Below are 24501 nucleotides of genomic sequence, written 5' to 3'. Positions count from 1 at the left end.
CGCTTATTTCTATTGGCTCGTATGAGGCGAGCCAATCAACAGGGGGTCGGATAACCCGACGCAAAGCAATGGAACTCGACATAGTAGCGCTCTCGCGCCTGCAATTCGCGATCACGGCTCTTTATCACTTTCTGTTCGTACCGCTAACGCTGGGGCTTTCTGTGCTGCTGGCAATCATGGAGACGGTTTATGTGATGACCGGCCGTGTGATTTGGCGACAGATGACCAAATTCTGGGGGACCTTGTTTGGAATTAACTTCGCTATCGGCGTGGCGACGGGCATCGTTATGGAATTCCAGTTCGGCATGAATTGGAGCTACTACAGCCATTATGTAGGCGATATTTTTGGTGCACCACTGGCAATAGAAGGCCTGATGGCGTTCTTTCTGGAAGCGACCTTCGTTGGTCTTTTCTTCTTCGGTTGGGACAAGCTGTCCAAGGTGGGCCATCTGGCCGCCACCTGGGCCGTTGCCGCGGGATCCAACTTCTCCGCACTGTGGATATTGATCGCCAATGGCTGGATGCAAAATCCTGTAGGCTCGGCATTCAACCCGCAGACAATGCGCATGGAAGTCACTGATTTCTTTGAAGTCTTGTTCAACCCCGTTGCTCAGGCCAAGTTTGTGCATACGGTTTCCGCAGGCTACGTCACAGCCTCAATCTTCGTGCTGGGCGTATCCGCGTGGTATATCCTGAAGGGGCGGCATGTCGAGCTTGCCAAGCGCTCAATGACAATCGCCGCGTCATTTGGATTGGCCTCTGCTCTTTCGGTTGTCGTTCTCGGGGACGAAAGCGGATATCTTTCAACAGAGCACCAAAAAATGAAGCTGGCTTCAATCGAGGCCATGTGGAAAACAGAACCCGCCCCGGCCGCCTTTACGGCATTCGGTTTTCCGGACCAGGAAGCGCGTGAGACACATTATGCAGTCCACATTCCATGGGTAATGGGTCTGATTGGTACGCGATCGCTGACGACGGTCATTCCCGGCATAGAAGAGCTTGTGCAACACGCGGACGTCAGAATCCGGAAAGGCATGATCGCCTATGATGCACTTCAGAAGATTCGTGAGGTAGGCAGCACCACGATAGTTGGCGCGGATGTCCGCGAGGCTTTCGAAACAAACGGCGCCGATCTTGGTTATGCGCTGCTGCTAAAGCGTTATGTCGACGATCCGAGGGAGGCTTCTGAGGAGCAGATCGCGAAAGCCGCCTGGGATACTGTTCCACATGTACCCACGCTGTTCTGGTCATTCCGTATAATGGTCGGGCTTGGCATGTTCTTCATTCTGCTGACTTTCACCTTTTTCATACTTTCTGTTCGCAGAAAGATTGATGCCTATCCTTTCCTTTTGCGTATTGCGGTCTTTTCGATTCCGCTGCCCTGGGTCGCAGCGGAGCTTGGATGGATCGTTGCAGAGTTTGGACGGCAGCCATGGATTATCGAGGGTGTATTGCCCACCGCTGCTGCGGTTTCCAACCTCGGCGCCAAGTCTTTGCTTATCACGATTGCAGGCTTTGTCGTCATCTACACGGCGCTTTTCATCATCGAGATGGGTTTGATGTTGAAAGCTATCAAGGGTGGTCCTGATCCGGATCATGAGCCGGAAGCTGCCCTCATTTCCACACATATTGTTCCAGCGGAGTAGACGATCATGATCCTGCATCAACTTCTTGACTATGAAACGCTGCGTCTCATCTGGTGGGTACTGCTCGGAACTCTTCTCATCGGGTTTGCCGTCACTGATGGTTTCGACCTGGGGATTGGAACGCTCCTCCCCTTCATTGCGAAAAACGATATGGAGCGGCGGGTTGTGATCAATACGATTGGCCCTATCTGGGAAGGCAATCAGGTATGGCTGATCGTGGGCGGCGGCGTCATATTCGCTGCATGGCCTCCGCTCTACGCCGTCTCTTTTTCCGGCTTTTATCTCGCCATGTTCGTTATACTTGCAGCACTCATCATAAGGCCGGTGGCGTTCAAATATCGCTCCAAGAGGGAGAGCCCGCTCTGGCGCTCCGCATGGGACTGGGCTCTTTTCGTGGGTGGTTTTGTGCCGGCGCTGATCTTTGGCGTTGCGGTAGGAAACGTCATTCAGGGCGTCCCTTTCCGGTTCAACAGTGAATTGCGGATATTCTATGAGGGATCATTCTTCGGCCTGCTCAACCCCTTTGCACTTTTATGCGGTATCCTTTCCGTAGCGATGCTCGTCATGCATGGCAGTGCGTGGCTGATGATCAAAACATCCGGACCTGTCGCAGACAGGGCGCGGCGCGTCGGAATGGTCGCGGCACCCTTGACGGTGGCAATTTTTGCTCTTGCAGGATTATTTCTCTGGTTGGGCATTGACGGGTACAGGATAACAAGCCTTCTCGACAAGGCTGCTCCTTCCAACCCCCTGATGAAGACGGTCGTGATCGAGCAAGGCGCATGGTTCGCCAATTACGGAGCCCAGCCATTGCTTTTGGCGGTCCCTGTTCTGGCGGCTTTCGGCGCAATGGCGGCATTTCTTGGCCTGAGGGCGAGGCGTGAAGGCACCACGATACTGTTGAGCGGCCTGTCTGTGGCATCGATCATAGCAACGGTCGGCGTTTCAATGTTTCCGATCATCCTGCCATCATCACTCGATCCGGTATCGAGCCTCACCGTCTGGGATGCTTCATCAAGCCACCTGACACTGTTTATTATGCTGGTCGTGTCGGCAATCTTCATTCCTTTGATTGTTGCCTATACGAGCTGGGTCTACAAGGTTCTTTGGGGCAAGGTGGATGAAGCAACTATTGGCGACAAAAGCGGACATGCTTATTAATCAGGAGAACTGTTATGTGGTATTTTGCCTGGCTTTTGGGATTGCCATTTGCGGCAGCTTTCGCCGTATTGAATGCAATGTGGTACGAGCTCGTCGACGACGACAAATCCCGCATTAACATTGAGAATCCAGACGCAAAGTGATCTGGTTTGTGAGTGAAAGACCGATATTTACTGTAGTAAATTGTCGGCCTTTTTGTTGCCGGCGGCGTCTGTTCGCCGTTGGCGACGCAAAAGAATGCCTATGCCATCAGACTAATCATCTTGCTGTCATGTGCGAATCGGAGCCTAATGGCGGTTAGCGAGGCAATTGTTCTCAAAAAGCGCTATTAGAGGTTTCGGTTTCGATGAATGTCGCAGTGCCTCTGCCGAAGTTCGAGTTCGATGAAAAGATACTTGACCAGGGTGCAGAGATCTCACGCCGGTTGAACCAGCTTCGGATGGAAAAATTTCCACCGGATGCCAGAAGGACTTTGCGCCAATTTTCCATGGCGGAAGTAGCGCATTATCTGGGCGTGACACAGAACAATCTCAAGCGCCTTCATCTTGAGGGCAAAGGCCCTGTGCCTGCTCAGCTATCGTCCGGGCGTCGTTTCTACACCGCCGATCAAATGCTCGACTTACGCCATTATCTTGACCGCAATGGACGGACCGGGTTTAAAAAATACGTTCCGCATCGCAGAGCCGGTGACAAGCTGCAGGTCATCGCCGTCGTCAACTTCAAGGGTGGATCGGGCAAGACAACGACAGCTGCCCATCTGTCCCAGTATCTGGCGTTGACCGGACATCGCGTGCTTGCAATAGATCTCGATCCTCAGGCTTCTCTTTCTGCCCTGCACGGCTTCCAGCCGGAGCTGGATCGCAACTTGTCGCTCTATGAGGCTATTCGTTACGACGAAGAGCGCAAACCCCTATCCCACATTATCCTGCCCACCAATTTCCCTGGACTCGATATCATTCCGGCAAATCTCGAATTGCAGGAATATGAGTATGATACGCCGCTGGCCATGCAGGACAGGTCCTCGCGTGAAGGACGCCAGTTTTTTACCCGCATTGCTGTGGCCCTGGAGGAGGTTGACGCCCGCTATGATGTGGTCATCATCGATTGCCCGCCGCAGCTTGGCTATCTGACGCTGACTGCTATGTCTGCTGCAACGTCCGTTTTGATAACGGTTCATCCTCAAATGTTGGACCTCATGTCAATGTCGCAGTTTCTCCTGATGCTTGGCGGCATTTTGAAGACCGTCAAGCAGGCCGGCGCAAAGGTCGAACTGGACTGGTTCCGTTATCTGATTACCCGTTATGAGCCGTCAGATATACCCCAGGCACAAATGGTCGGCTTCATGCAGTCTATGCTTGCGGAAGAAATCCTTGCCAGTCCCATGTTGAAATCGACAGCGGTTTCAGATGCAGGTCTGACGAAGCAGACCCTGTACGAAGTCGAGAAAACCAGTTTCACCCGGTCAACCTATGAGCGGGCAATTGAATCGCTGGACGCAGTCAATTCCGAAATTGCCGCCTTGGTCCATCGTGCGTGGGGGCGTAGATAATGCAGAAATTTACTGCGGTAAAAACCGACGTTTTAGGTACAGATGGACAGCTGATTGCGAGGCAGGCAGATGGCTCGTAAAGACATTTTCCGTAGCGTCATGAACGTCACGCCAGCCAGCGACGATCGCAATGATGCGGTCTCCTATGCCGCCAGCGGCGCATCGCGCTCTATAAAAAGCTCTTTCGAAGAACTGGCAAAAGGCAGTGTGGTCGATCTTGATCCTGATGTTATCGATGGATCATTCGTAACTGACCGGATCAATGACGATGACGACGCGCTTCAGGATCTTGTGGCAGCGATAAGAGAAAGAGGGCAAGACACGCCAATTCTGGTGCGTCCGCATCCAACGGTTTCCGGACGTTATCAAATTGTCTTTGGCCATCGCCGGACCAAAGCTGCACGTGTGCTTGGACGGCCTGTTCGTGCCATCGTCAAGCCGCTTGCAGATCAAGACCATGTCATCGCCCAGGGACAGGAAAACGCTGCGCGTTCAAATCTGTCCTTTATTGAACGCACATTGTTTGCCAAGCGGCTGGCCGATCTGGGCTACGACCAGACAGTTGTGAAATCAGCACTTGCGCTCGATGCAACGACTTTCTCCAAAATGCTGACCGTATCAGGCTCGGTTCCAGAAAATATGATCCTGGCCATCGGTGCAGCCAAGGCAACGGGCAGGGACCGCTGGTGGCAACTCTCCAAGTTTTTGCAAATTCCAGGAAGCATTGAGAAAGCTTACACGGTTCTTTCCGGTGCCGAAGCAAAGTCCGCCGATGGCGATACGCGCTTCAACATGGTTTTCCATGCACTCAGCAAAGCCACGGGGCCTGTGAAGAAAAAAACATCGACTGCGCAAACCTGGCAATCGACTGACAAATCCATCAAGGTTGATATGACGAACAGCGGGCGAGCATTCACCCTGGCACTAAAAGCCAAGAATGCCTCACGCTTCGGTGCATATCTTGCCGATAACCTCGAAGAGCTCTACCGGGCCTTCAAGGAATCGGAAACTGTAGCAAAAACAGGAGATTAACCCGCAAAAGAAAAAAGCTCCCGAACGTTGCCGTCGCGGAAGCCCTTCTCATGTCTAGCAACTAGAGAATCGCATTTCCTCGAATCACTGTCAAGACTTTTTGGCGCCGTTTAAGCGAGTGGATTTCTTTTGCCTTGAAGAAGGTAAAAGACAATGCAGACCGGACATGCAGTAACGACGCCTTTCGGGCGGCGATCGCTGTCGCTTGGCATGTTGGCCACGCAAGCCCTGGCTCAGGACGTTGGTTGCGAAGCATCAATCGATAAATGGAAGCTGTTTCGCAACCTGTGTGAAGCGCGGCAAAGCCTTGGCCTATCAGATCGGGCGCTGGTTGTGCTCAACGCCTTGCTGACATTCTATCCGCAAACCGAATTGAAAGAAGAACGCGGCTTGGTGGTTTTCCCGTCAAATGCGCAGCTCTCACTTCGCGCCCATGGGATGGCACCCGCAACACTGCGCCGGCACCTGAGCGCTCTGGTAGAGGCCGGGCTTATATTCCGCAAAGACAGCCCAAATGGCAAACGCTACCTGCGTAAAACCCGGGCTGGCGAGAACGGAGAGGCATTTGGCTTCTCATTGGCACCATTGTTGGTGCGTTCAACCGAGCTGGAAGCACTTGCCAACCAGGCAAAGACGGAGAGATTGCAGTTAAAGCTTTTGAAAGAACGTATAACCTTATTACGCCGCAACATCGCCAAGCTCGTAGAACTCGGCATGGAAGAACTGCCGCAGCTTGACTGGAACAGCCATTATGGACGGTTCAGGATGGTTATAGAAGGCATTTCCAGGCGGTCGACTGCACCGGATCTAGAGCCGGCGATTGACGGACTGGAATGCATTGAAGCCGAAATACTCAGCCTGTTGGAAAACAAGGTAAATTCCCAAAAAACAAGCGCCAATGAATCTCATTTTGAGCGTCACAAACATAATTCAAATACACAACATCAACTTGAATCTGAACCTGGCTCAGAAAATAAACCAGAGGAGAAATCCGAACCAGATTGGAGGAGCGCCGAGATTAGCGCAGGGGTGAATCTGCGAGCAATATCTGGTGTACCGGAACGCGTGAACACGCAAATTGGTCAGGACATGAAGCCGGTCCCGCTCGGCCTGGTTCGGCAAGCCTGCCCGGAGATTGAAGCCTACGCCACAAATGGAATTACAACATGGTCCGATTTAATGGGGGCTGCTGTCGTGGTACGGTCGATGTTGGGCGTCAGTCCGTCGGCCTATGAAGAAGCTTGCGATATTTTGGGTCAGGAAAATGCAGCGGTTGTCGTGGCTTGTATTTTGGAGCGCGCAGCACAAATCACTTCGGCCGGAGGATATCTGAGATCTCTTACGGACAGAGCTTTCAAAGGAGAATTCTCGGTTTGGCCGATGCTGTTGGCTCAATTAAGAGCTCAGGGCACGCACTTGAATTTGGCGGCGAATCTATAGCTGAGAAACCCGTGTGCATATGTGTCGAGTGACACGATATTTGGCCTCGCATAGTATAACCCGTTGAGAATCATGGGGTCAAATTTTGCCAGTTCCAGTTAAATTGCCTTTTTTGCCACGATATTTTACCCGTCATACTCTTAAGTGTCGCAAGTCTTGGGATTTTTGCGACAGACGATCGCGTATGAGGCTCAATGAAGTATCAGAAGTTTTTCATACCATCCGGCGAGGCTGGGGTCGGCTTAGAAGTCGTTGCAGCCAAGCCTCAACATGACGGTCCATATCCGTCGATCATTTTCAACCATGGCTCTACCGGGCGAGGGAAATCGGGTGGAATCTACGGAGAAGGGCTTGCTCTCGATGGCTCCGGCTATTCCTGCAATGCTGAGGTTGCGATTGCTGGCTTCGAGCGGGCGATAGAGGATGTGGATGCAGTCGTGCGGCATCTGCGCGAGCGGCCTGACGTGGATCAGGATCAACTTGCTATCGGGGGTGCTTCTCGCGGCGGCATCTTGGCGATAGCACATGCGGGGATGCGGCCGAATACATTTCGAGGTGCGGACAATTTCAACGGCGGCTGGCTTGGCAGAGGTTGCTCCAGCCATGAAACCGTCAATCCGCTAATCTTCGAACGTGGTGCACCTAGCGGAATTTCGACGCTTTGGCTGCACGGTAGTTATGACCAGTACTACCGGATCGGGGCACTGTAGAGGGAATTTCGAAAGGTTTCTGTCAACCGGAGGTCAAGGGAGGTTTTTTGCTGCCCCCATGGGCCATGCTCTGATGTTCAAACCTGCGCTACGGAAAGATCACCTCGATCAATACATCGCCGACATTACTATGTCGCGAAAAGCCTGAAACTTGCACCACGTCCGCAGCGGCCCGGCATCCTGGCCGCGCCGTGTCGCAAAAGTCAGTCGCGCAAGTCTGACTTTCGCACGCGACTTTTGCGACAGATATTTCCCTGAAAAATCAGCACCGGCGATTTTGTCGCAAAACTTAGGAGTTGTGCGACGCGTCAAGGTCAAGCTTGCACATTCTTAGTCGTCACTCGTTTGAAGCTGCAAAGTGGCGGCACCTTCAATGAGTTTTGCGACAATTTCTCTTCGCTCCATGTCCGTCATCGGTAGCGCAATCGGTATCTGCGGGCCGTAAATTGGCGAGTGGATGGTGGGCGATCCCACCAACTTCTCACCAACAAGGATATCTATCTTCTTGCCGACATGTCGCTCGGTGAAGTCGGCGAGATCGCGGCTGCTTTTTTCTGTAATGTAAAGGACAAGCTGTCCCGTCTGCCGGTCCGTAACACCGGTAATCGCGCCGCTTTCAACTTTTAGGTTGAGCGTTTCGGCCAATGCCGGCGACACCAGTATATTCGCCACGTAGATCACCAAGGCACGTTTCTTTAGCACCATCTCAAACACCTTGCCTCACTTAAGCAGATCGATCCTTGTCGCGAAAGTCCCGCCAGCTGCGACAAACATATGTGACGTAACACGTCTCAGGAATTGCGCGGCGGGTTTCAAATCTGGATATTAAGCGTGCGTTTCAAACTCTCTCGGCGTGGCGTATGCCAATAGTTATGGCCATTTTGCTCATCGTCGTCGAAAAGCGCAGCAACGAACGCACCGAAGGACGATGCCTGAGGGCATAGATAGTTGTTTTCGGCGCTTCCCCAGCTCGCCCAATTTCGCACCCAGCTATAGACCGCCCCAAAATCTTCGGGACGTAATGAAAGAACGATTTCGAGCAAGCCGGGATCAGCTCCGATTGAAAGACACCCATCGGGCAATCGGTTTTCTAGTTCATGGCTCGACTCCACAGTCCGGCCCCATGAATAGAGAGGGTCCACAAAATGCTCGGTCGGATTCGGGCTCCCTTCCTCGGGGATGAGTGAGGTATGTCTGAACATATTGGGATAAGGGCGGCCGCCATTGAAGTTGACCAAGAAGGCGCGATAGTCGGACGGCAACGCGTAACCCGCCGATTGTTCCCAACTAGAGATCGCCGACGCAATGGGTTCTCCCGCCTCCCAACCCTCGCCGACAGGGCTGATAAATCTGTTCACGGCATCACGCCTTTCGCAAAAATCCCGCAGACCACCTCAAAACTCCATCAGAGATTCCGAACGTTGTACTAGCATGGTAGACTTTGCCATGGCGCGTCTTTCAGGAACAGACCGTTCGCAATATGATTATGTGTAGCTGCTTGTCCTCGAAATTTGGCATGCGCGCAATGATGACGGAAAGGATTGACCTAAATGTTTAATTTTAGAAATGATGTGTTTCAATTAAACGTTGTCCTTTCTGCCATTCTACTAGTCTCTTCCTCCAACGGTCATGCCGATAACGCACATCTGATGAAATCAGACGTCACCATTTATCTCGACGGGTTGCTACTTAATCGCGGCGGAACTGTTTTCGTGGTGCCAAGAGAAATTCCGGTCGATGAGTGGGAACCACAGCCTGACCAGCCCAACCCATCTCGATCCGATTCGCGATTGGATGTTCGAAAGCCGATATCGGAACGTGACAGGCGACTTTCCGTTTTGGCATTCGGGCAAGTCAGTATTGTGCGCTTCGATTATCCAGCTGGAGGAAGCTACGATTTTCGTTTCCTTCCATCCCTCGAGAGTGGGATACCCCCTGAAAAACAGGGATCGGCACTTGTCGAAGCTGGAAATACTTATGACTACCATCCGAAAACGCGCGAAGAAATGTTTGTACCGGTTGTCCAGGTGTTCAGCATCCTTGGGCCCGACGCCGATGAGTCGGAGTCCCGCTCGCTGGGATCTGAAGTAAAACTGGGTTATCTGGAAGAGCGTTACAACTGCAAAGAATTTGAGGGCTCTCTTTCTTGCGTTGTGCGGGAGCGTAAGTAATGAGCAGGCTTGCCTTGTCGCGCAGTTCCTAAAATTTCGGGATTTTGCGACGAAGGCAGGCAGATCCAACGAGCGGATAACGATGAGCCATAAATTCGATCCCAGACGGACGTCGCCGCCAGCCGATTCCTTGATCGTGGTCAGTTGTGAGGTTTCTCGCTCATCTGCGAAGGCGAGGCCATTTATCAGCTAGACTGGAGCGGTGTGTGCCAGATTGCTGCCTATACGCGCTTAGCGATCTGAAGCCTGAGCTTTGTCTGGCATTTGCGTTCTTGCACCGTCAAAAGGATCAAGTCGTTGTTAAGGCTTCCTGTGGGCTGCCATGGGGATTGCTGGCGGAACTGGCGCACTTCTCGCAGGACACCTGCGAACGACCGATCGAGAGCGTCACATTATGGCTATCGGAATGGTAATTACGGCCTTGGCGGCATGGCCCGTGGCAGCTGAGTTTGGGTTTGGCGGGCTGGCGATTGGCCTTATGCTTGCCGGCGTCATGTCCGGCCCGATCGATGTTGCTCTTCTGACGCTTCGGCAGCATCGAACCGATCCGCAACAGCTCGGCCGCGTCATGTCGATTTCGATGAGCCTGAATCTGGCCGGTTTCTCTCTTGGTTCCGCCTTGGCCGGCATGGTGATCACGTCATCGCTGTCCACGACATTCATTCTGGCGGGCATCGCCTCTGTCGTTGCGGCCGTCGCGACGATATCGATCCCCTCCGACACCAAGGCGGTTGCCTGATCAAGCGTTGTTCAGCGGGAAGCCAACGCGATGCCCTCACAATGTCGTTCCATAACGCCCGCTCCCCAATCCATGATAGCGGGCAAACTCCTGCAGCCTGCAGCGCGCAGAGCCTCAATATCAAAGGCGCTGGGAAGCGGTGAGGTTACTATTCTTCTGTCTACTGCGGTGCCGGTCTGACTACAGCGCGCTCTTGTTCAACGATGCGGATCGGCACGCCCAAGGCATCCGAAAGGGCGACTTCGCTACCAGGGACAATCTCACTTCCAATGTCCACCGTCAAAACAAGATTGCCGGTGCGCTCATCGACGTACCCGCCGTAGCCGGCGGGGAGAAAGCGCGAGATCGTCTCGCGCTTATCAAAGGCGGCCCGCAATTGATCAACGGTATGTGTCGCGCCCGCCTGGACTTCGACGCGCACCCGGTCCTCTCCCAACTGGTATTGAAGCGTGCCGGCGTCCCGGTCGCCGGTCAGTCTCACGACGACATGGAAATCGGGCTCGCGCTCGATGTAGATTCCGGCGATGCGGTCAATAAACCGTTCCTTGGGTAGCGATCGCGCCGCCTTCTCGGCAAAGGCTGGAACGGAAAGACCCACAATCAACAAGCTGGTGGTGACAATCTTCAAAGCTACTTCCTCGTGGTGCGACGGAATGTATGTTGTTCGCCCAAGAGTCATGCGACAGCCTCAACCAGCATTATAAGAGGCGATAGTTGATACGAAGGCTGCCATTTCGCTCTAAAATATTACCGAAAATCGCCCCTGAAGACATGTGCAGTGCGGCTGAAACCATTGAGAAACGTCAGCAATCCTGACCCAAGGGCAACATAGTGGCCAAAAAGGCCAAATATCGTGTCATTTTACAATATGCCAGCAAGGGCCGATAGCGAAATGAAATGTTCATGAGCGTCAAAAATGGCAAGACCTTCGCAGCTTGCGCCCGATTTTATCGCGTCCTGCAAACTTTCAACGAAGGCAAAATGCAGTGTTTTGCGTGACAAATTCAAACAGGCATGACGCAGGGCAGCGCTCAGCTTGACCTGCTCTTGCGTGGCCTAAAGCCTGTTCTCAGCTGAGAACGAATTACCAGCTGAGAACGACTTTGCCGGAGCTGCCCGAGCGCATGGCATCAAATCCGGTTTGAAAATCATCAATCGGGAGCCGGTGTGTGATGATCGGAGTAAGATCCAGTCCACCCTGTACAAAAGCAATCATCTTATACCAGGTTTCGAACATCTCACGTCCATAGATGCCTTTAAGATTGAGCATCTTGAAAATCACTTTGTTCCAGTCGATCTCAAATCCGGTGGGAGCAATGCCAAGAATGGCGATCTTCCCGCCATTGTTCATCTTGTCAATCATGTCCCGGAATGCCACCGCTGCACCAGACATTTCAAGGCCAACATCAAAGCCTTCAGTCATTCCGATTTCTTGCATCACATCGGCGAGATTTTGTGTGGAAGCATCGACAACATAGTCAATTCCCAACTTGGTGGCGAGCGCCAGCCGCGAAGGATTGATATCTGTAATGACGACTTTGCGAGCGCCAGACCGTTTTGCGACGAGCGCTCCCATTATGCCGATGGGGCCAGCGCCGGTGACAAGCACGTCTTCGCCAACAAGGTCGAAACTCAAAGCAGTGTGAACCGCATTGCCGAAAGGATCAAAAATGGCAGCGATTTCGTCAGGCACGTCGTCAGGTATTGGAACAACATTGTACTCGGGAATACAGACATATTCACCAAATGAGCCGGGGCGATGAACACCGACGCCTAGCGTATTGCGACACAGGTGACCACGACCGGCACGGCAGTTGCGGCAGACACCACAGACGATGTGGCCTTCTCCTGATACCCGTTGTCCGACTTTATATTTGGTTACGGCAGAACCGACATCAGCGATTTCGCCGCAAAACTCGTGACCGACAACCATAGGTACGGGAATTGTCGCTTGCGCCCATTGATCCCAATTATAAATGTGAACGTCTGTGCCGCAAATGGCGGATTTCTTGACTTTGATAAGAACGTCATTCGGTCCCGGTTCAGGTACCGGCACACGCTCCATCCAAATCCCCGGCTCTGCCTTGGCCTTCACCAGTGCTTTCATCATGTTTGACATGTTCATTTTGCTCCAATGACGCCGAGCTCGCGCCCAACTTCTGCAAAGACTTCGATAACACGCGCTACATCCTCACTCGTATGTGCCGCAGACATCTGGGTACGGATACGCGCCTGGCCTTTTGGCACAACAGGAAATGCAAAGCCGACGACATATACGCCCTTCTCCAGCATCCGTGCTGCCATTTCTTGTGCCAGTGTCGCTTCACCCAGCATGACCGGTATGATGGCGTGGTCCGCGCCTGCGAGCGTAAAGCCAAGCTTGGTCATGTCGCGACGGAAATGTGCGGCATTCTCAGTGAGCCGGTTACGGAGTTCAGAGCCCTGTTCGATAAGATCGAATACCTTGAGCGATGCAGCGGCGATAACCGGCGCAAGCGTATTGGAAAAAAGATAGGGGCGCGAGCGCTGGCGTAACCAGTCTATTACTTCGGCTTTGCCGGATGTGTAACCGCCCGAAGCGCCGCCAAGAGCCTTGCCGAGCGTGCCGGTGATAATATCGATCCGGCCCTCGACACCACAATATTCTGCAGCGCCACGGCCATTCTTGCCAACAAAACCGACCGCATGGCTGTCGTCGACCATAACCATTGCACCATACTTTTCGGCAAGATCGCAAACGCCTTGCAGATTGGCAATGATCCCGTCCATGGAGAACACGCCATCGGTCGCAATCATCTTGAAGCGGCTTCCCTCAGCCTTTTTCAGTTCTTCTTCCAGCGCGACCATATCATTATTGGCATAACGGAAGCGCTTGGCCTTTGACAAACGCACCCCGTCAATAATCGAGGCATGGTTCAGCGCATCGGAAATAATTGCATCTTCTTCACCAAGCAGGGTTTCAAACAGGCCACCATTTGCGTCGAAACAGCTGGAATAAAGAATGGTGTCCTCAAGACCAAGAAATCTTGAGATGCGGGCCTCAAGCTGTTTGTGTTCTTCTTGCGTGCCGCAGATAAACCTGACCGAAGCCATGCCGTAACCGTAGCGATCAAGAGCGGCTTTGCCCGCTTCGGCAAGCTCGTCATTATCGGCAAGACCGAGGTAATTATTCGCGCAGAAATTGAGAACCTTGGCGCCGGACGCGATCTCTATCTGCCCTGCTTGTTTGGAGGTGATGACGCGCTCGGATTTGTAGAGCCCTGACGTCTTCAGTCCCTCGATTTCGTTGATAAGGTGATCGATAAATGGATTGGTCATGACGGATCCTGCTCTGGGCTGGTGTTGTCAGTTCATCTCACGATCAGACAAATGTCTCAAGCCCTCGCATGAAACCTGCGGAAAACCGCACGATAAGGAACGGTTACTCGGTCTTTCTGGCAATATTTCTTATGAAACGCTCTCGGCGCCGGCAATTTGCTGAATTGTTCTAGGCAACTTGAACAATGTGCCCGGTGGAAACTTCCTTATATTGTCTCACCGGCGTGACGAAATCGGGTGTGCGTACAGGGCTTCTAATTTCGTCATTGGAAACCGGCCGCTTTATACCGCGCCGGGAAGGATCTGGCACGGGTACAGCCGATATCAGCTTCTTCGTGTAGGGGTGCTGGGGATTTTCGAAGATCGCCGAACGTGATCCGATTTCAACGATCTCCCCAAGGTACATAACAGCAATGCGATGGCTGACGCGCTCGACGACAGCTATATCGTGTGAGATGAAAAGATAGGCAAGATTGAGACTGGATTGCAGGTCGAGCAAGAGATTAATCACCTGCGCTTTGATGGAAACATCCAGTGCAGAAACGGATTCATCTGCCACAATAATCCGGGGATCGAGGGCCAGGGCGCGCGCAATGCACACGCGCTGGCGCTGACCGCCGGAGAATTCATGCGGGTAGCGTGCCGCCATATCGGCATTCAGGCCAACCCGCTCCAAAAGATCCGCAACCCTGTCGCGGGCCTGTGCGCGCGTTCCAAGTTTATGCTCGAGATAGGGTTCAGCGATCGCTGCGCCGACAGTCATACGCGGATTGAGACTTGCGAACGGGTCCTGAAAGATCATCTGCATGGTGCGTCGCATATCGCGAAGCTGTTTTGGTTCCATCATCAAGACGTCTTTGCCGTTAAGAAGGACCTCGCCCGATTGCGGCTGCACGAGCCGCATGATGGAACGACCGGTTGTCGACTTGCCACAGCCAGATTCGCCGACCAAGGACAGTGTCTCGCCAGGTTGCAGGCTGAAGGACAGGTTTTCCACTGCATGAACCCTGCCCTCCAATTGGCCGAACATGCCGGAATGAATGTTGAAGCGCGTCGTGAGATTGCGGACTTCAAGTAATGGCGGCTTTTCGGTCTGGACCGTGTCCGCGGCCTCGATAGGCGTATCTGATGTGCCGGTATTTCGGTCTACAACTGGAAACCGCAGCGGGCGCTCGCGGCCCTGCATAGAGCCAAGGATAGGCACCGCCGACAGCAATGAGCGGGTATAGGGGTGCCGGGGCCGGGCAAAAATGTCTTCAGTGGGACCCGTTTCAACCGCTTCGCCATTGTACATAACCACCGTGCGGTCCGCAATTTCGGCAACAACACCCATATCATGGGTGATGAAGAGGACCGAAGCGCCCTCCTCATCCTGCAGAAGCTTTATCAGGTCCAGAATCTGGCCTTGAATCGTAACGTCGAGCGCCGTGGTCGGTTCGTCGGCAATGAGCAGTTTTGGTTTGCTGGCAAGCGCCATGGCGATCATCACGCGTTGACGCATGCCACCGGAAAAACGATGCGGATACTCGTTGAACCGCGATTTTGCTGCCGGGATACGGACTTTTTCCAACAATCGGATCGTCTCGGCCCGTGCATCGGCCCGAGACATATCGTGATGGCAAAGCAGGGCCTCGCTGATCTGCTGGCCGATAGTGAACAGCGGGTTGAGACTGGTCATCGGCTCCTGGAAGATCATTGCGACATCGTTGCCCCGGACCGAGCGCATCTGGCTTTCAGGCAAGCTAAGTATGTCCTTACCATCAAGCAATATCCTGCCTTCGATGCGACTTTTGTCTTTCTGCAGAAGCCGCATAATCGACAAGGAGGTTACGCTTTTACCGGAACCGGATTCACCAACAATGGCAACTGTTTCGCCGGGGGCGACATCGAATGAAACATTGCGCACCACGGGCCGCCATTTGCCGTCAGCCAGAAATGACGTTGTCAGGTTCGAAACTGACAAGACAGGGGAAACGGATTTATCCATGGATTGGTCCTTTCAGATGTGCGATCAATCGGGCCAGCGCATCAAGGCATTAATGCGCGCCTGATATCGCTCCTCATAAGGCGAGGAGATAATCTGGTTGGAAGCGCGGGCCTTGGCCAACTCCTCCTCAAGACGGCTTGCGACGATTGTCTCTTCACCAGGATGCAGATTGCATGGGTCCAGATAAAAATAGCCATGTTCCGCCTCATGATCACGCACGATGACCGGGCGTGATCCTGCTGCCAGTGCATCGGCAAAATCCCAGGCAGTTATATGGGCTTCGTGTGGATTGATGGTTACTCGGAGCCGATCAAGGGGGTTGTGCGTCGGATCCGCTTCGATCTCGGCAGTGACACCCGGTTTGCCGGTCAGTGTCTGCTTCCATAGGTGGAGATAGCCCGTTTCCCGCTCACGAGTACCGATATGGTCACGCTTTTCCCATGCTTCCAGTGCCGCAATCGTACCAAGAATACTCTCCTTGCCGATCTTCATGCCGCGTCCAATGCCGCGATTTTGCAGGAAGGCATCGCGTACAAGCTGCTTCTTTCCGGCAACAATACCGCCTGTTGGACCGCCAAGGAACTTGTGCGACGAATAGAGTGCGATGTCTGCGCCCTGTTCAAGGAATATCTTGAAATCATATTCCGAGGCCGCATCAACAATAACTGGAACACCGCGAGCATGGCAAACTTCGGCAAATTGCTTCAGGGCAATCAGACCATACTGGACTGTATGGTGGGACACGACAAAAACGGCAGCAGCGGTGCGCTCGTTGATCGCGCCATCCAGGTGATAAGGGTAGCACGAGGTTGCCTGACCAATCAGGACCGCCTTGGCACCAGCTAAACGAATGCCCTGATCGACGGGCGCACCATAGCTGACAACGTGACCGGTTTGAATAATCACTTCGTCCTTGAGGCCAGTGGCATCCGGCAACCGTTCAATGGCGGCCAGATCATTGCCCGTCATGGCTGCCGCTACCGCAAGCGTAATTCCTGCAGAGCATGAGGCCGTTACAAAGCCCGCTTCTCCGCCGGTCAGACGGGCAATAACGGGGCTGGCAAGCTTGTGCAGATCGTTGATTTCCACAAACTGTGGAAGTATGGCGGTCATTGCTGCGACCGCTTCAGGCACAACAATCGATGCGCCCAATGCCGTCATTGTTCCCGAAACATTGATTACCGGTCGCAACCCTCGCGATGCGCGAATGTCAGTCATAGTATTCTCCTTGCATTCCATTTTCTTGGCATATATGCCGCTATAATGTAATAAGAGTGGTGTAACTCAAACCAACCAGCAGGAGCTGCGAACGTGACCGCCAAAATATCAGACATGGACACATCCGGCGGTTACGAGAAGGCAGAGTCGACCGGAAAACGCTCGCGCGTCAGCGGTATCGACCGCGCGTTGCAGGTGCTTGACTATCTTTACGAGACGGGCTCTCCAGCAGGCATTTATGCTATCGCCAAAGCTATCGGCGCTCCGCTTTCGACCGTCTATGTGATAATCGACGATTTGGTTGAAAAGAATATGCTTTCGCGCAACAGCGATAGCACTGTCTGGCTGGGGGCTCGCCTTTATCATTATGGCCTTGCCTATGCGCGGTCGTTGGATTTCCTGAATGTGGCAAATCATGAAATGCACAATCTGAGCCGCATATCCGGCGAGACTGTTCAGGTATGCGGACGCGATGGCGACCATATGATGGTGCTTGCCATGGCAGATGGTCCTGGTCATTTCCAGGTGACATCCCGCGTCGGCACGCGTGTTCCGCTGAATTGGACCGCTTCGGGGCGTCTGCTTGTCGGGCACCTTCCGGAAAAAGAACGGCTGGATCTTTTCGAGCACTGTGCAAAATCTTCTCCCACCGGACGTGCAGTCATTGATCCCTCGGCCCTGTCGGCGGCGGCCGGAGAAGCTTTGAAGGCTCGCATTTCCATTCAGGCGGGTGAATCCGACTATGCAGTGGCCTGTGTTGCTTCGCCGATCTGCGATGATAAAGGTGTATGCATCGCGACTATTTCCATAGTCCTTGCAGAACAGAAAATTGCGGACAACCCGGACCGCTACGCCAGTGAGGTCAAAGCCTCTGCGGACCGTATCGAAACCATTATGGGTTGGCGTAGTCATTCCTGATTCCTAATCCTTCAAGGCGATGATCGCCTCGATCTCGACTGTGATATTGCCTGGAAGTGACCCGAAGCCGACCGCAGAGCGGGCGTGATTGCCTGCTTCGCCAAAAACACTGATCAGCAAGTCCGAGCAGCCATTGATAACAAGGGGATGGTCGGCAAAGTCCGAAACGGCATTGACCATTCCAAGCAGTTTCACGACGCGCTTGACCCTGTTCAGATCCCCGAGTGCTGATTGCATGACGGCCAGGAGATTGATGGCCGTCAGTCGTGCATGTTGGTATGCATCTTCAACGCCGACATCGCCGCCGACTTTTCCCGTATGCTTGAAACCGTCGGCCTCACGCGGTCCTTGCCCTGACAGATAGAGCAGATTGCCTTCCTGAATGTGGGTGACAAAATTTGCTATCGGGTTTGGCGCCGGGGGCAACGTAATTCCAAGCGCCCTTAACCGCTCATAGGGCAAGGTTTCGCTCTGTAGTGCTGTAGGGATACTGTGACTCAAGACGAAATCCTAACGGTACGAATAGGGCGCAATGGCGCCGGAGGTCTCCGGCACGACTGGCTGATAACGGCTGGCCGCAATCGTCTCGGTGCCCAGAACAACCATACGTGGTTCGAATAATTTGCTGAGGTTGGCCTCATAGCCCATGGAGTCGATGACCTTGAGGTCTGAATCGGCAAGATCAAAGATCGTAAAATCTGCGCGTTTGCCAACAGACAAGAGATTGTCCGTCGGCAGACCTATGGCAGAGGCCGGCGAGAGCGTGACCGCCTCGACCACCTTATCAAAAGGCATGCCCACACTCAGCAATTTGGACATGGTTGTGCCAAGGTCCCATACCGAAAAGTTCAGGCTGCGCAAGTGAATGTCGGTTGATATGGAAAAAGGCAAAAGTCCGCGCTGAATGGCAACTTCCGCGACGCGGAACGAGAATGAGGCACCGCCATGGCCGATATCGAGACGAATGCCCTCGCCTGCGCAACGTTCAGCCAACTCAAACAAATCATCGTCTTCAATAATGCTGCTGCCAACCTTGCCGTTGAAGCAATGGGTGATGATATCGCCTGGCCCCAAGATCTCTAGAACCTCCTCATATAGAGCTGGAGGCTCGCCGACATGAACCATCATGGGAATTTTAAGGATCTTGGCGATTTTCTTGCCAAGTTTTACCGGAGTAACGCCCCATGACCCGGTGATGACATGGCTTGCGCGCACTTTCAGACCCACGATGTGATCGCGGTTTTCATTGACGCATGCAACGGTCCGGTCAATATCAATGGAGCGAATATCGCTCAGCTCGCTGACGCGGTTACAGGCTACGAGGCCAATTGAGCCCAGATTGAGAAATGCCTTGATCCGTTCCTTTGCCGGATCGATGATATATTCGCGGAAGCCATGAAAGTTGGCTTCGCCTGCTGAGCCTGCATCCACAATCGTCGTAACGCCACGTTCAACGCCGCATACTTGCGGCCGAACGGAGATATCGGTGCCGCCATGCCAAATATGGGCATGCAGATCGACCCAGCCTGGAGAAATCCACGATCCTTTGGCGTCGACCCGTTGCACGTCGCCGGTAACGTTCAGCGAAGAACCAAACTGCGCAATATTTCCATCAGCGTCGATCAAGATATCGATTTTCGTTGCGGGGGTATTCGGGCCGAATGCTACCGGGTTCACGTTGGTCAGAAGCAAGCGCCCTTCCCTTTGAGATGAAGCAGCGGTTGCAAAAGTGGCAGGCATGATCACAAATCCTTTCTGAGACGGGGGTCTAACAGGTCGCGAAAGCCATCGCCGACCATTTGCAGGGAGAGAACGGCAAGCACGATCGCAATGCCGGGAAACAAAGTCATCCAGTCTGCGGTGCCGATATATTGGCGTCCTGACGCGATCATTGTTCCCCAAGTGGGTACTTCGGGGCTGACGCCAAGACCGAGGAATGACAAGCCGGCTTCTGCCAGCATCGCATTGGCAAAGAGGAAGGTTCCCTGAACAAGGATTGGAGACAGAAGATTTCGCAATATATGCCGCGTCATGATGTGCCATTTGGAGATACCGAGCGATGTTGCAGCTTCCACATAGGGCAATTCACGGATGACAAGTGTCGACGCCCGGACAACACGTGCCAATCGTGGTGCATAAACAATACTCAGCGCCACAATCACGGTTGTTAGTGATGGCCCGAGCGCGGCAACAAGCGCAATGGCGAGCAGAATATCGGGAAACGCCATCATGGCGTCGATAAGCCGGGTGATCGGCGCGTCGAGCTTTTGGAAGAAGCCAGCCAGAATACCCAATGTCACGCCTATCACTGAGGCAAGGACAACTACTGCGAAGCCGACGAGCAGTGATAGCCGTGCGGAAAAAATTGTGCGGGAGAAGACATCACGCCCAAACTCGTCGGTGCCAAAGAACCATCTGGCGTCGGGTGGTTTTAGCCGGTTAACGATTGAGAGCTTGTTAGGCGCATAGGGCGTTATCAAAGGCGCAAAGATCGCCAGCGTTACGAAAACTGCAAGGACAATCAGGCCAAAAAGTACGGTCTTTCGCTTGATCAGCACATGGAAGAATTTGGAGCGCTCGCTTTGCTGCGCTGTTGAGACGATATCGGTCATCAGTAACGCACCCTTGGATCAACGACGAGGTAGAGCATGTCGATTGCGAAATTAATGAGCACGTAGAGTGCCGCGATAATAAGCAACGCACCCTGGATGACGGGATAGTCGCGGCGCAAAACCGCCGATACAACCAGACTGCCGACGCCGGGAAGACCAAAAACCGTCTCTGTAACAACCGCGCCGGAAATCAGCACGGCAGCGGTCAGGCCAATGACAGTGAGGATGGGGATCAATGCATTTTTGAAGGCATGCTTTAGCACCACCCGGCGCTCATCGACGCCCTTGGCGCGCGCTGTGCGGATATAATCATCGCCAAGTACATCGAGCATGGAGGCTCGTGTAAAACGCATGATCAATGCGGACGAGACGATGCCCAATGCAAAGGCCGGCAGCACCAGATATTCAAGCCGCTCGAGCAGCGATGTGCCAGGCCCCCCATAGCCGGAAACAGGAAACAGCCCGAAGCGCACAGCAAAAATCTGCATTAATATGAGGCCAAGCCAAAAGCTTGGGATGCTTGCCGCAAGCATGGCAAGGGCTGTTGCAGCCTGATCAAACACCGAGCCACGGCGATAGGCAGCGTAAATTCCAATCGGTATTGCAATGATACTTGCGATCAGTAGCGAGAATATGGTCAGGAAGAAGGTGGGTTCTGCACGTTGTACAAGCGCTTCAAGTACTGGCTGATTAAGGAAAATCGACTGACCGAGATCTCCCTTCAGCAAATTGCCGATGAAGTAGAAGTACTGCAACAAGATCGATTGATCGAGCCCAAGCTGTTGCCGCAAGGCAGCGATATCAGCGGCCGTGGCCTCCGGCCCGAGCATGACAGCCGCCGGATCGCCGGGTGTAACACGCACGATGACAAATACAATCGTCACCACCAGAAACATGACGATGATCATACCGATAAAGCGTTGGATAATATAGCGAAGCATCAGGCGTCCTGTCAGAAGGAACAAATCCGGTTTGGCAGCGGAAGGACGTTCGTTCCGCTGCCATTGAAGTCTTACAGGTCCTACTGCTTGAGCGAGACGTTCCAGAAATAGGGCCACGGCGCTGGTGTAAAGCCTTCCAGCTTCGGTGATTTTGCTGAGAGCGCGTTGAAATCACCGATCTTGATGATCGGTACTTCGGCGTAGATCACCTTCTGCACCTCTGCCCAAAGAGCCACACGTTTTGCCGGGTCCACTTCGGAATTGAATGCATCCACTGCGACTTTACGCGCAGGCGTATCCCAATTGCCTGGTGCGCTTGTTGACATAGCACCAATGAGCGCAGGTTCTGGCAAGAACGGACTATGGCTGATGTAAATATCCCAGAGCTTCGGGTCAGCTCGCCGCTGTGTCAGTGTCGCCCAATCGACAACCTGCATATCCACTGTAAAGCCCGCAGCTTTCAGATATTCGGCGGCAACTTGCGCCATTTTATAATGGAACTCATACTGACGACTGGTAAGAATGCGGATCGGTTCACCGTTATATCCGGCCTTTTTCATCAGTTCTGCAGCTTTTTCCGGATCAGCAACATTATAGGCGCCTTCCGTTCCTGCATCTGTTTTCCAGCTGTAGCCATCAGGGTAAAGTGAAGCATCCAGAGAATAGAAATCGGTACTTCCAAAGGCCGCGGCCAACATGTCTTCCATGCTCAGTGAGTCACGGATAGCCAGGCGGATATCCTGATTTTTGGTGATGCCTGCGCTTGTATTCATGACAAAAACTGGCCAGCCAAAAGGTTTCAGCAGCACGGCTTCAGTCGTTTTTTGATCTTTCAATCGGGCATAGGCTTCAACCGGCAGACTGTCGACATAGTCGAACTGGCCAGCCACGGCACCTTCAACCCGCGTATTGGCATCTGGAACGGGTACGAAACGAATTTCGTCGAGATATTGATGACGCGCGCCGCCATAGCCGGTTTCTTCGCCTTCAGGGGACTTGTAGTCATCAAAGCGTGAAAGTTGGATATATTGATCGGCCTTACGCTCTTTAAGCTTGTAAGGTCCGGTGCCAACAGGTTCGGTCATCGGGCTTTGCTGTTTTTCGCTCGGGAGGATGATCGCGGCTGCATTGTTGAATGCCAGCAGCGAGAGAAGCGGCGCATGAGGTGCATTAAGTGTTATCTTGATGGTGGCCGGATCAACAACGTCAATTGACGTGATCAAGGAGGCGACCTGTTTTCCGCGGGACGCGATTTGGGTCCACCGCTTTAAAGAGGCTACGACATCGGTGGCATCCATGTCTGTTCCGTCATGGAACTTAACTCCGGTGCGCAGCTTAATTGTGTAGACTTTGCCGTCTGGCGATACTTCGGGCAGGCTTGCCGCCAGCAATGGCGTGGCGTTCCAGTTTTTGTCAAACGTATAGAGCGTTTCGAAGATGTGCTGCGAAACAATGCCGACCAGATCGGCCGTTGATGCCATTGCATCCAGCGTTGGCGGTTCGCCGATCGTGGCGACGTTGATCACGCCGCCTTTTGTTTGGGCAAAAGCAGATGGGCTCAGTGCAATCAATGCGGAACCGAGAAGCAGTGCTAGCTTTAATGGTTTCATGGTCATTCCCCTATTATTCTATTATTATGGATTAGAATTCTTTATAATAGAATAAGAACAAATGTTGGGGATGCTGTCAATTCAAAAAATAAGGGCAGCGCTTGAAGGCGCTGCCCTTATTTTTTTCTAATAGATGATACGGATTAGATGATGCCGCCACCGCCTGCCAAGCTGGCAGGGCGTTCCTTGCCGATTTTCAGCCGGTACTGGCTTTTGCGATAGGTAGCGATAGGATCAATCGCACCACCCGCCCGCAGTCTTGCTTCAGCAAGAATGGGCTCAACGTCAGTCCGGTAAGCCCGCTTCAGCGAGTCCGAAGCCATCAGCGCGTCGTTATCGTCCTGGAAGGCGCCGAGCGCTTTGCGATCTACCAGCAAAGCCTGCGCATAAGCGCGGCGAATTTCATTGGCGCTTGAGATCAGGCTTTCGATAGGATCGGTGACATTGTGCGATTGGTCGATCATGTGCGCGGGGTGGAAATCTGGCACACCACGATCCTCGGCATCAACAAGTTCATTGAAGACAAGGAACAACCGGTAGGGATCGATTGATCCCGCATCAAGATCGTCATCCCCATATTTGGAATCGTTGAAATGGAAACCACCGAGCTTTTTGAATTGGATAAGCCGGGAAACTATCATCTCAATATTGGTGTTGGCGGCATGGTGACCGAGATCGACGAGACAGAATGCTTTCGGCCCCAAAGTTTGCGCAATGAGGTAATTTGTACCCCAATCCTGCACGACCGTTGAATAGAAGGCAGGCTCATACATTTTGTGTTCGGAGAAGATGCGCCAGTCATCGGGCAGAGCTTTGTATATCTCCGCCATTGATCCGAGATACCGCTCAAATGATTTGGCAAAATTGCTTTGACCTGGAAAATTGGAACCGTCGCCAACCCACACCGTAAGCGCTTTCGAGCCAATCGCAACGCCAATGTCGATACATTCGATATTGTGATCAATGGCTTGACTGCGCGTAGCCTGATCTACGTGGCTAAGTGAACCATACTTATAGGAATGCTTCTGATCGGCGGCATCCGAGAACGTGTTGGAGTTCATTGCGTCGAAACCCAGACCGAGCGCATCCGCGTGGGCTTTCAATTGCTTTGGATCGGCCTTGTCCCACGGGATATGCAGCGACACATTTGGCGTAGCCCGGGTCAACTGCTGTATCACCGCGCAATCATCAAGCTTATCGAAAATACCCCGTGGTTCGCCATGTCCTGGAAAGCGCGCAAAGCGCGTGCCGCCGGTGCCGACTCCCCAGGAGGGTACGGCAACGAAAAACGCCGCCACTTTGTTGGTAATCGTTTCGATGTCGACGCCGTGCCGGTCAAGACGTGCGCCCAGCGCATCATAGTCGCTCTTTTGGGCAGTTCGTACTTTGTCGTTTTCACTCGCGATCAGATCGCCTGAAATCTGCAGTTCAGCCATAATATCCTCCCCG

The 24501-nt window shown here is 53.1% G+C and carries 23 protein-coding genes; 10 read left to right on the top strand and 13 right to left on the bottom strand.

The window, feature by feature from the left end; all coding sequences use genetic code 11:
* Positions 1-68: 68 nt before the first annotated feature.
* From ACTJI9_RS20930 to ACTJI9_RS20900, 7 genes are all read left to right on the top strand, one after another.
* Positions 69-1646 (top strand): cytochrome ubiquinol oxidase subunit I, encoded by a 1578-nt coding sequence (locus tag ACTJI9_RS20930; RefSeq protein WP_440810675.1) that lies wholly within the window; start codon positions 69-71, stop codon positions 1644-1646.
* 6 nt (positions 1647-1652) lie between these two features.
* Entirely contained in the window at positions 1653-2807 is a 1155-nt protein-coding gene (gene cydB, locus ACTJI9_RS20925) for a cytochrome d ubiquinol oxidase subunit II (protein ID WP_440810673.1), read from the top strand.
* Between the two features lie 14 nt (positions 2808-2821).
* A complete protein-coding gene (cydX, locus tag ACTJI9_RS20920) occupies positions 2822-2950 on the top strand; it encodes a cytochrome bd-I oxidase subunit CydX (protein ID WP_440810672.1) in 129 nt (42 codons plus the stop codon).
* Positions 2951-3153: 203 nt separating this feature from the next.
* Entirely contained in the window at positions 3154-4356 is a 1203-nt protein-coding gene (gene repA / locus ACTJI9_RS20915; RefSeq protein ID WP_440810670.1) for a plasmid partitioning protein RepA, read from the top strand.
* Positions 4357-4425: 69 nt separating this feature from the next.
* On the top strand, positions 4426-5388 hold the full coding sequence (repB, locus tag ACTJI9_RS20910) for a plasmid partitioning protein RepB (RefSeq protein ID WP_440810668.1): 963 nt from the start codon (positions 4426-4428) through the stop codon (positions 5386-5388).
* Positions 5389-5541: 153 nt separating this feature from the next.
* A complete protein-coding gene (gene repC, locus ACTJI9_RS20905; protein ID WP_440810666.1) occupies positions 5542-6828 on the top strand; it encodes a plasmid replication protein RepC in 1287 nt (428 codons plus the stop codon).
* A 194-nt stretch (positions 6829-7022) separates the two neighbouring features.
* Positions 7023-7538 carry an alpha/beta hydrolase family protein gene (locus tag ACTJI9_RS20900; protein ID WP_440810664.1) on the top strand — a complete coding sequence of 172 codons (516 nt, stop codon included), beginning with the start codon at positions 7023-7025 and terminating at the stop codon, positions 7536-7538.
* A gap of 330 nt (positions 7539-7868) precedes the next feature.
* On the opposite strand, the gene ACTJI9_RS20895 is transcribed toward ACTJI9_RS20900, so the two are convergent.
* Positions 7869-8243 (bottom strand): hypothetical protein, encoded by a 375-nt coding sequence (locus tag ACTJI9_RS20895; protein ID WP_440810663.1) that lies wholly within the window; start codon positions 8241-8243, stop codon positions 7869-7871.
* 107 nt (positions 8244-8350) lie between these two features.
* Positions 8351-8896, bottom strand: coding sequence for an SMI1/KNR4 family protein (locus ACTJI9_RS20890; protein ID WP_440810661.1), 546 nt, complete (start codon positions 8894-8896; stop codon positions 8351-8353).
* Between the two features lie 192 nt (positions 8897-9088).
* On the opposite strand from ACTJI9_RS20890, the gene ACTJI9_RS20885 reads away from it, so the two are divergent.
* Together ACTJI9_RS20885 and ACTJI9_RS20880 are read left to right on the top strand one after the other, a co-directional pair.
* On the top strand, positions 9089-9709 hold the full coding sequence (locus ACTJI9_RS20885; RefSeq protein WP_336441267.1) for a hypothetical protein: 621 nt from the start codon (positions 9089-9091) through the stop codon (positions 9707-9709).
* Between the two features lie 310 nt (positions 9710-10019).
* A complete protein-coding gene (locus tag ACTJI9_RS20880) occupies positions 10020-10448 on the top strand; it encodes an MFS transporter (protein ID WP_440810700.1) in 429 nt (142 codons plus the stop codon).
* Between the two features lie 160 nt (positions 10449-10608).
* Here the strand turns inward: ACTJI9_RS20880 and ACTJI9_RS20875 are convergent, their stop codons facing one another.
* The 5 genes from ACTJI9_RS20875 to ACTJI9_RS20855 form a co-directional block, all read right to left on the bottom strand.
* Positions 10609-11076 carry a hypothetical protein gene (locus ACTJI9_RS20875; protein ID WP_440810659.1) on the bottom strand — a complete coding sequence of 156 codons (468 nt, stop codon included), beginning with the start codon at positions 11074-11076 and terminating at the stop codon, positions 10609-10611.
* 456 nt (positions 11077-11532) lie between these two features.
* Positions 11533-12567 carry an L-threonine 3-dehydrogenase gene (tdh, locus tag ACTJI9_RS20870; RefSeq protein WP_115054023.1) on the bottom strand — a complete coding sequence of 345 codons (1035 nt, stop codon included), beginning with the start codon at positions 12565-12567 and terminating at the stop codon, positions 11533-11535.
* 2 nt (positions 12568-12569) lie between these two features.
* Entirely contained in the window at positions 12570-13766 is a 1197-nt protein-coding gene (locus ACTJI9_RS20865; protein WP_440810657.1) for a glycine C-acetyltransferase, read from the bottom strand.
* Positions 13767-13935: 169 nt separating this feature from the next.
* Positions 13936-15753 (bottom strand): ABC transporter ATP-binding protein, encoded by a 1818-nt coding sequence (locus ACTJI9_RS20860; protein ID WP_440810655.1) that lies wholly within the window; start codon positions 15751-15753, stop codon positions 13936-13938.
* Positions 15754-15777: 24 nt separating this feature from the next.
* Positions 15778-16971, bottom strand: coding sequence for an aminotransferase class V-fold PLP-dependent enzyme (locus tag ACTJI9_RS20855; protein WP_440810654.1), 1194 nt, complete (start codon positions 16969-16971; stop codon positions 15778-15780).
* 114 nt (positions 16972-17085) lie between these two features.
* On the opposite strand from ACTJI9_RS20855, the gene ACTJI9_RS20850 reads away from it, so the two are divergent.
* Complete coding sequence (locus tag ACTJI9_RS20850; RefSeq protein WP_337353474.1) at positions 17086-17889, top strand: IclR family transcriptional regulator; 804 nt, start codon at positions 17086-17088, stop codon at positions 17887-17889.
* 3 nt (positions 17890-17892) lie between these two features.
* On the opposite strand, the gene ACTJI9_RS20845 is transcribed toward ACTJI9_RS20850, so the two are convergent.
* From ACTJI9_RS20845 to rhaI, 6 genes are all read right to left on the bottom strand, one after another.
* On the bottom strand, positions 17893-18390 hold the full coding sequence (locus ACTJI9_RS20845; protein WP_440810652.1) for a RidA family protein: 498 nt from the start codon (positions 18388-18390) through the stop codon (positions 17893-17895).
* A gap of 9 nt (positions 18391-18399) precedes the next feature.
* Positions 18400-19629: an amidohydrolase/deacetylase family metallohydrolase gene (locus ACTJI9_RS20840; RefSeq protein WP_307277792.1), complete on the bottom strand. Its 1230-nt coding sequence runs from the start codon at positions 19627-19629 to the stop codon at positions 18400-18402.
* Positions 19630-19631: 2 nt separating this feature from the next.
* Positions 19632-20501 carry an ABC transporter permease gene (locus ACTJI9_RS20835; RefSeq protein ID WP_440810650.1) on the bottom strand — a complete coding sequence of 290 codons (870 nt, stop codon included), beginning with the start codon at positions 20499-20501 and terminating at the stop codon, positions 19632-19634.
* The gene (locus tag ACTJI9_RS20830; protein WP_337352842.1) at positions 20501-21442 is read right to left on the bottom strand and encodes an ABC transporter permease; all 942 of its coding nucleotides are present in this window, start codon (positions 21440-21442) and stop codon (positions 20501-20503) included. Before ACTJI9_RS20830 ends, ACTJI9_RS20835 begins: the two co-directional genes overlap by 1 nt.
* An 80-nt stretch (positions 21443-21522) precedes the next feature.
* Complete coding sequence (locus ACTJI9_RS20825) at positions 21523-23052, bottom strand: ABC transporter substrate-binding protein (RefSeq protein WP_440810648.1); 1530 nt, start codon at positions 23050-23052, stop codon at positions 21523-21525.
* 143 nt (positions 23053-23195) lie between these two features.
* A complete protein-coding gene (gene rhaI / locus ACTJI9_RS20820; protein ID WP_337352844.1) occupies positions 23196-24488 on the bottom strand; it encodes an L-rhamnose catabolism isomerase in 1293 nt (430 codons plus the stop codon).
* Between the last annotated feature and the right edge of the window lie 13 nt (positions 24489-24501).

Origin of the sequence: Phyllobacterium sp. 22552 (assembly GCF_052044585.1) — a bacterium.
GTDB lineage: Bacteria > Pseudomonadota > Alphaproteobacteria > Rhizobiales > Rhizobiaceae > Phyllobacterium > Phyllobacterium ifriqiyense.
This window is presented reverse-complemented; position numbering and strand designations above follow the sequence as displayed.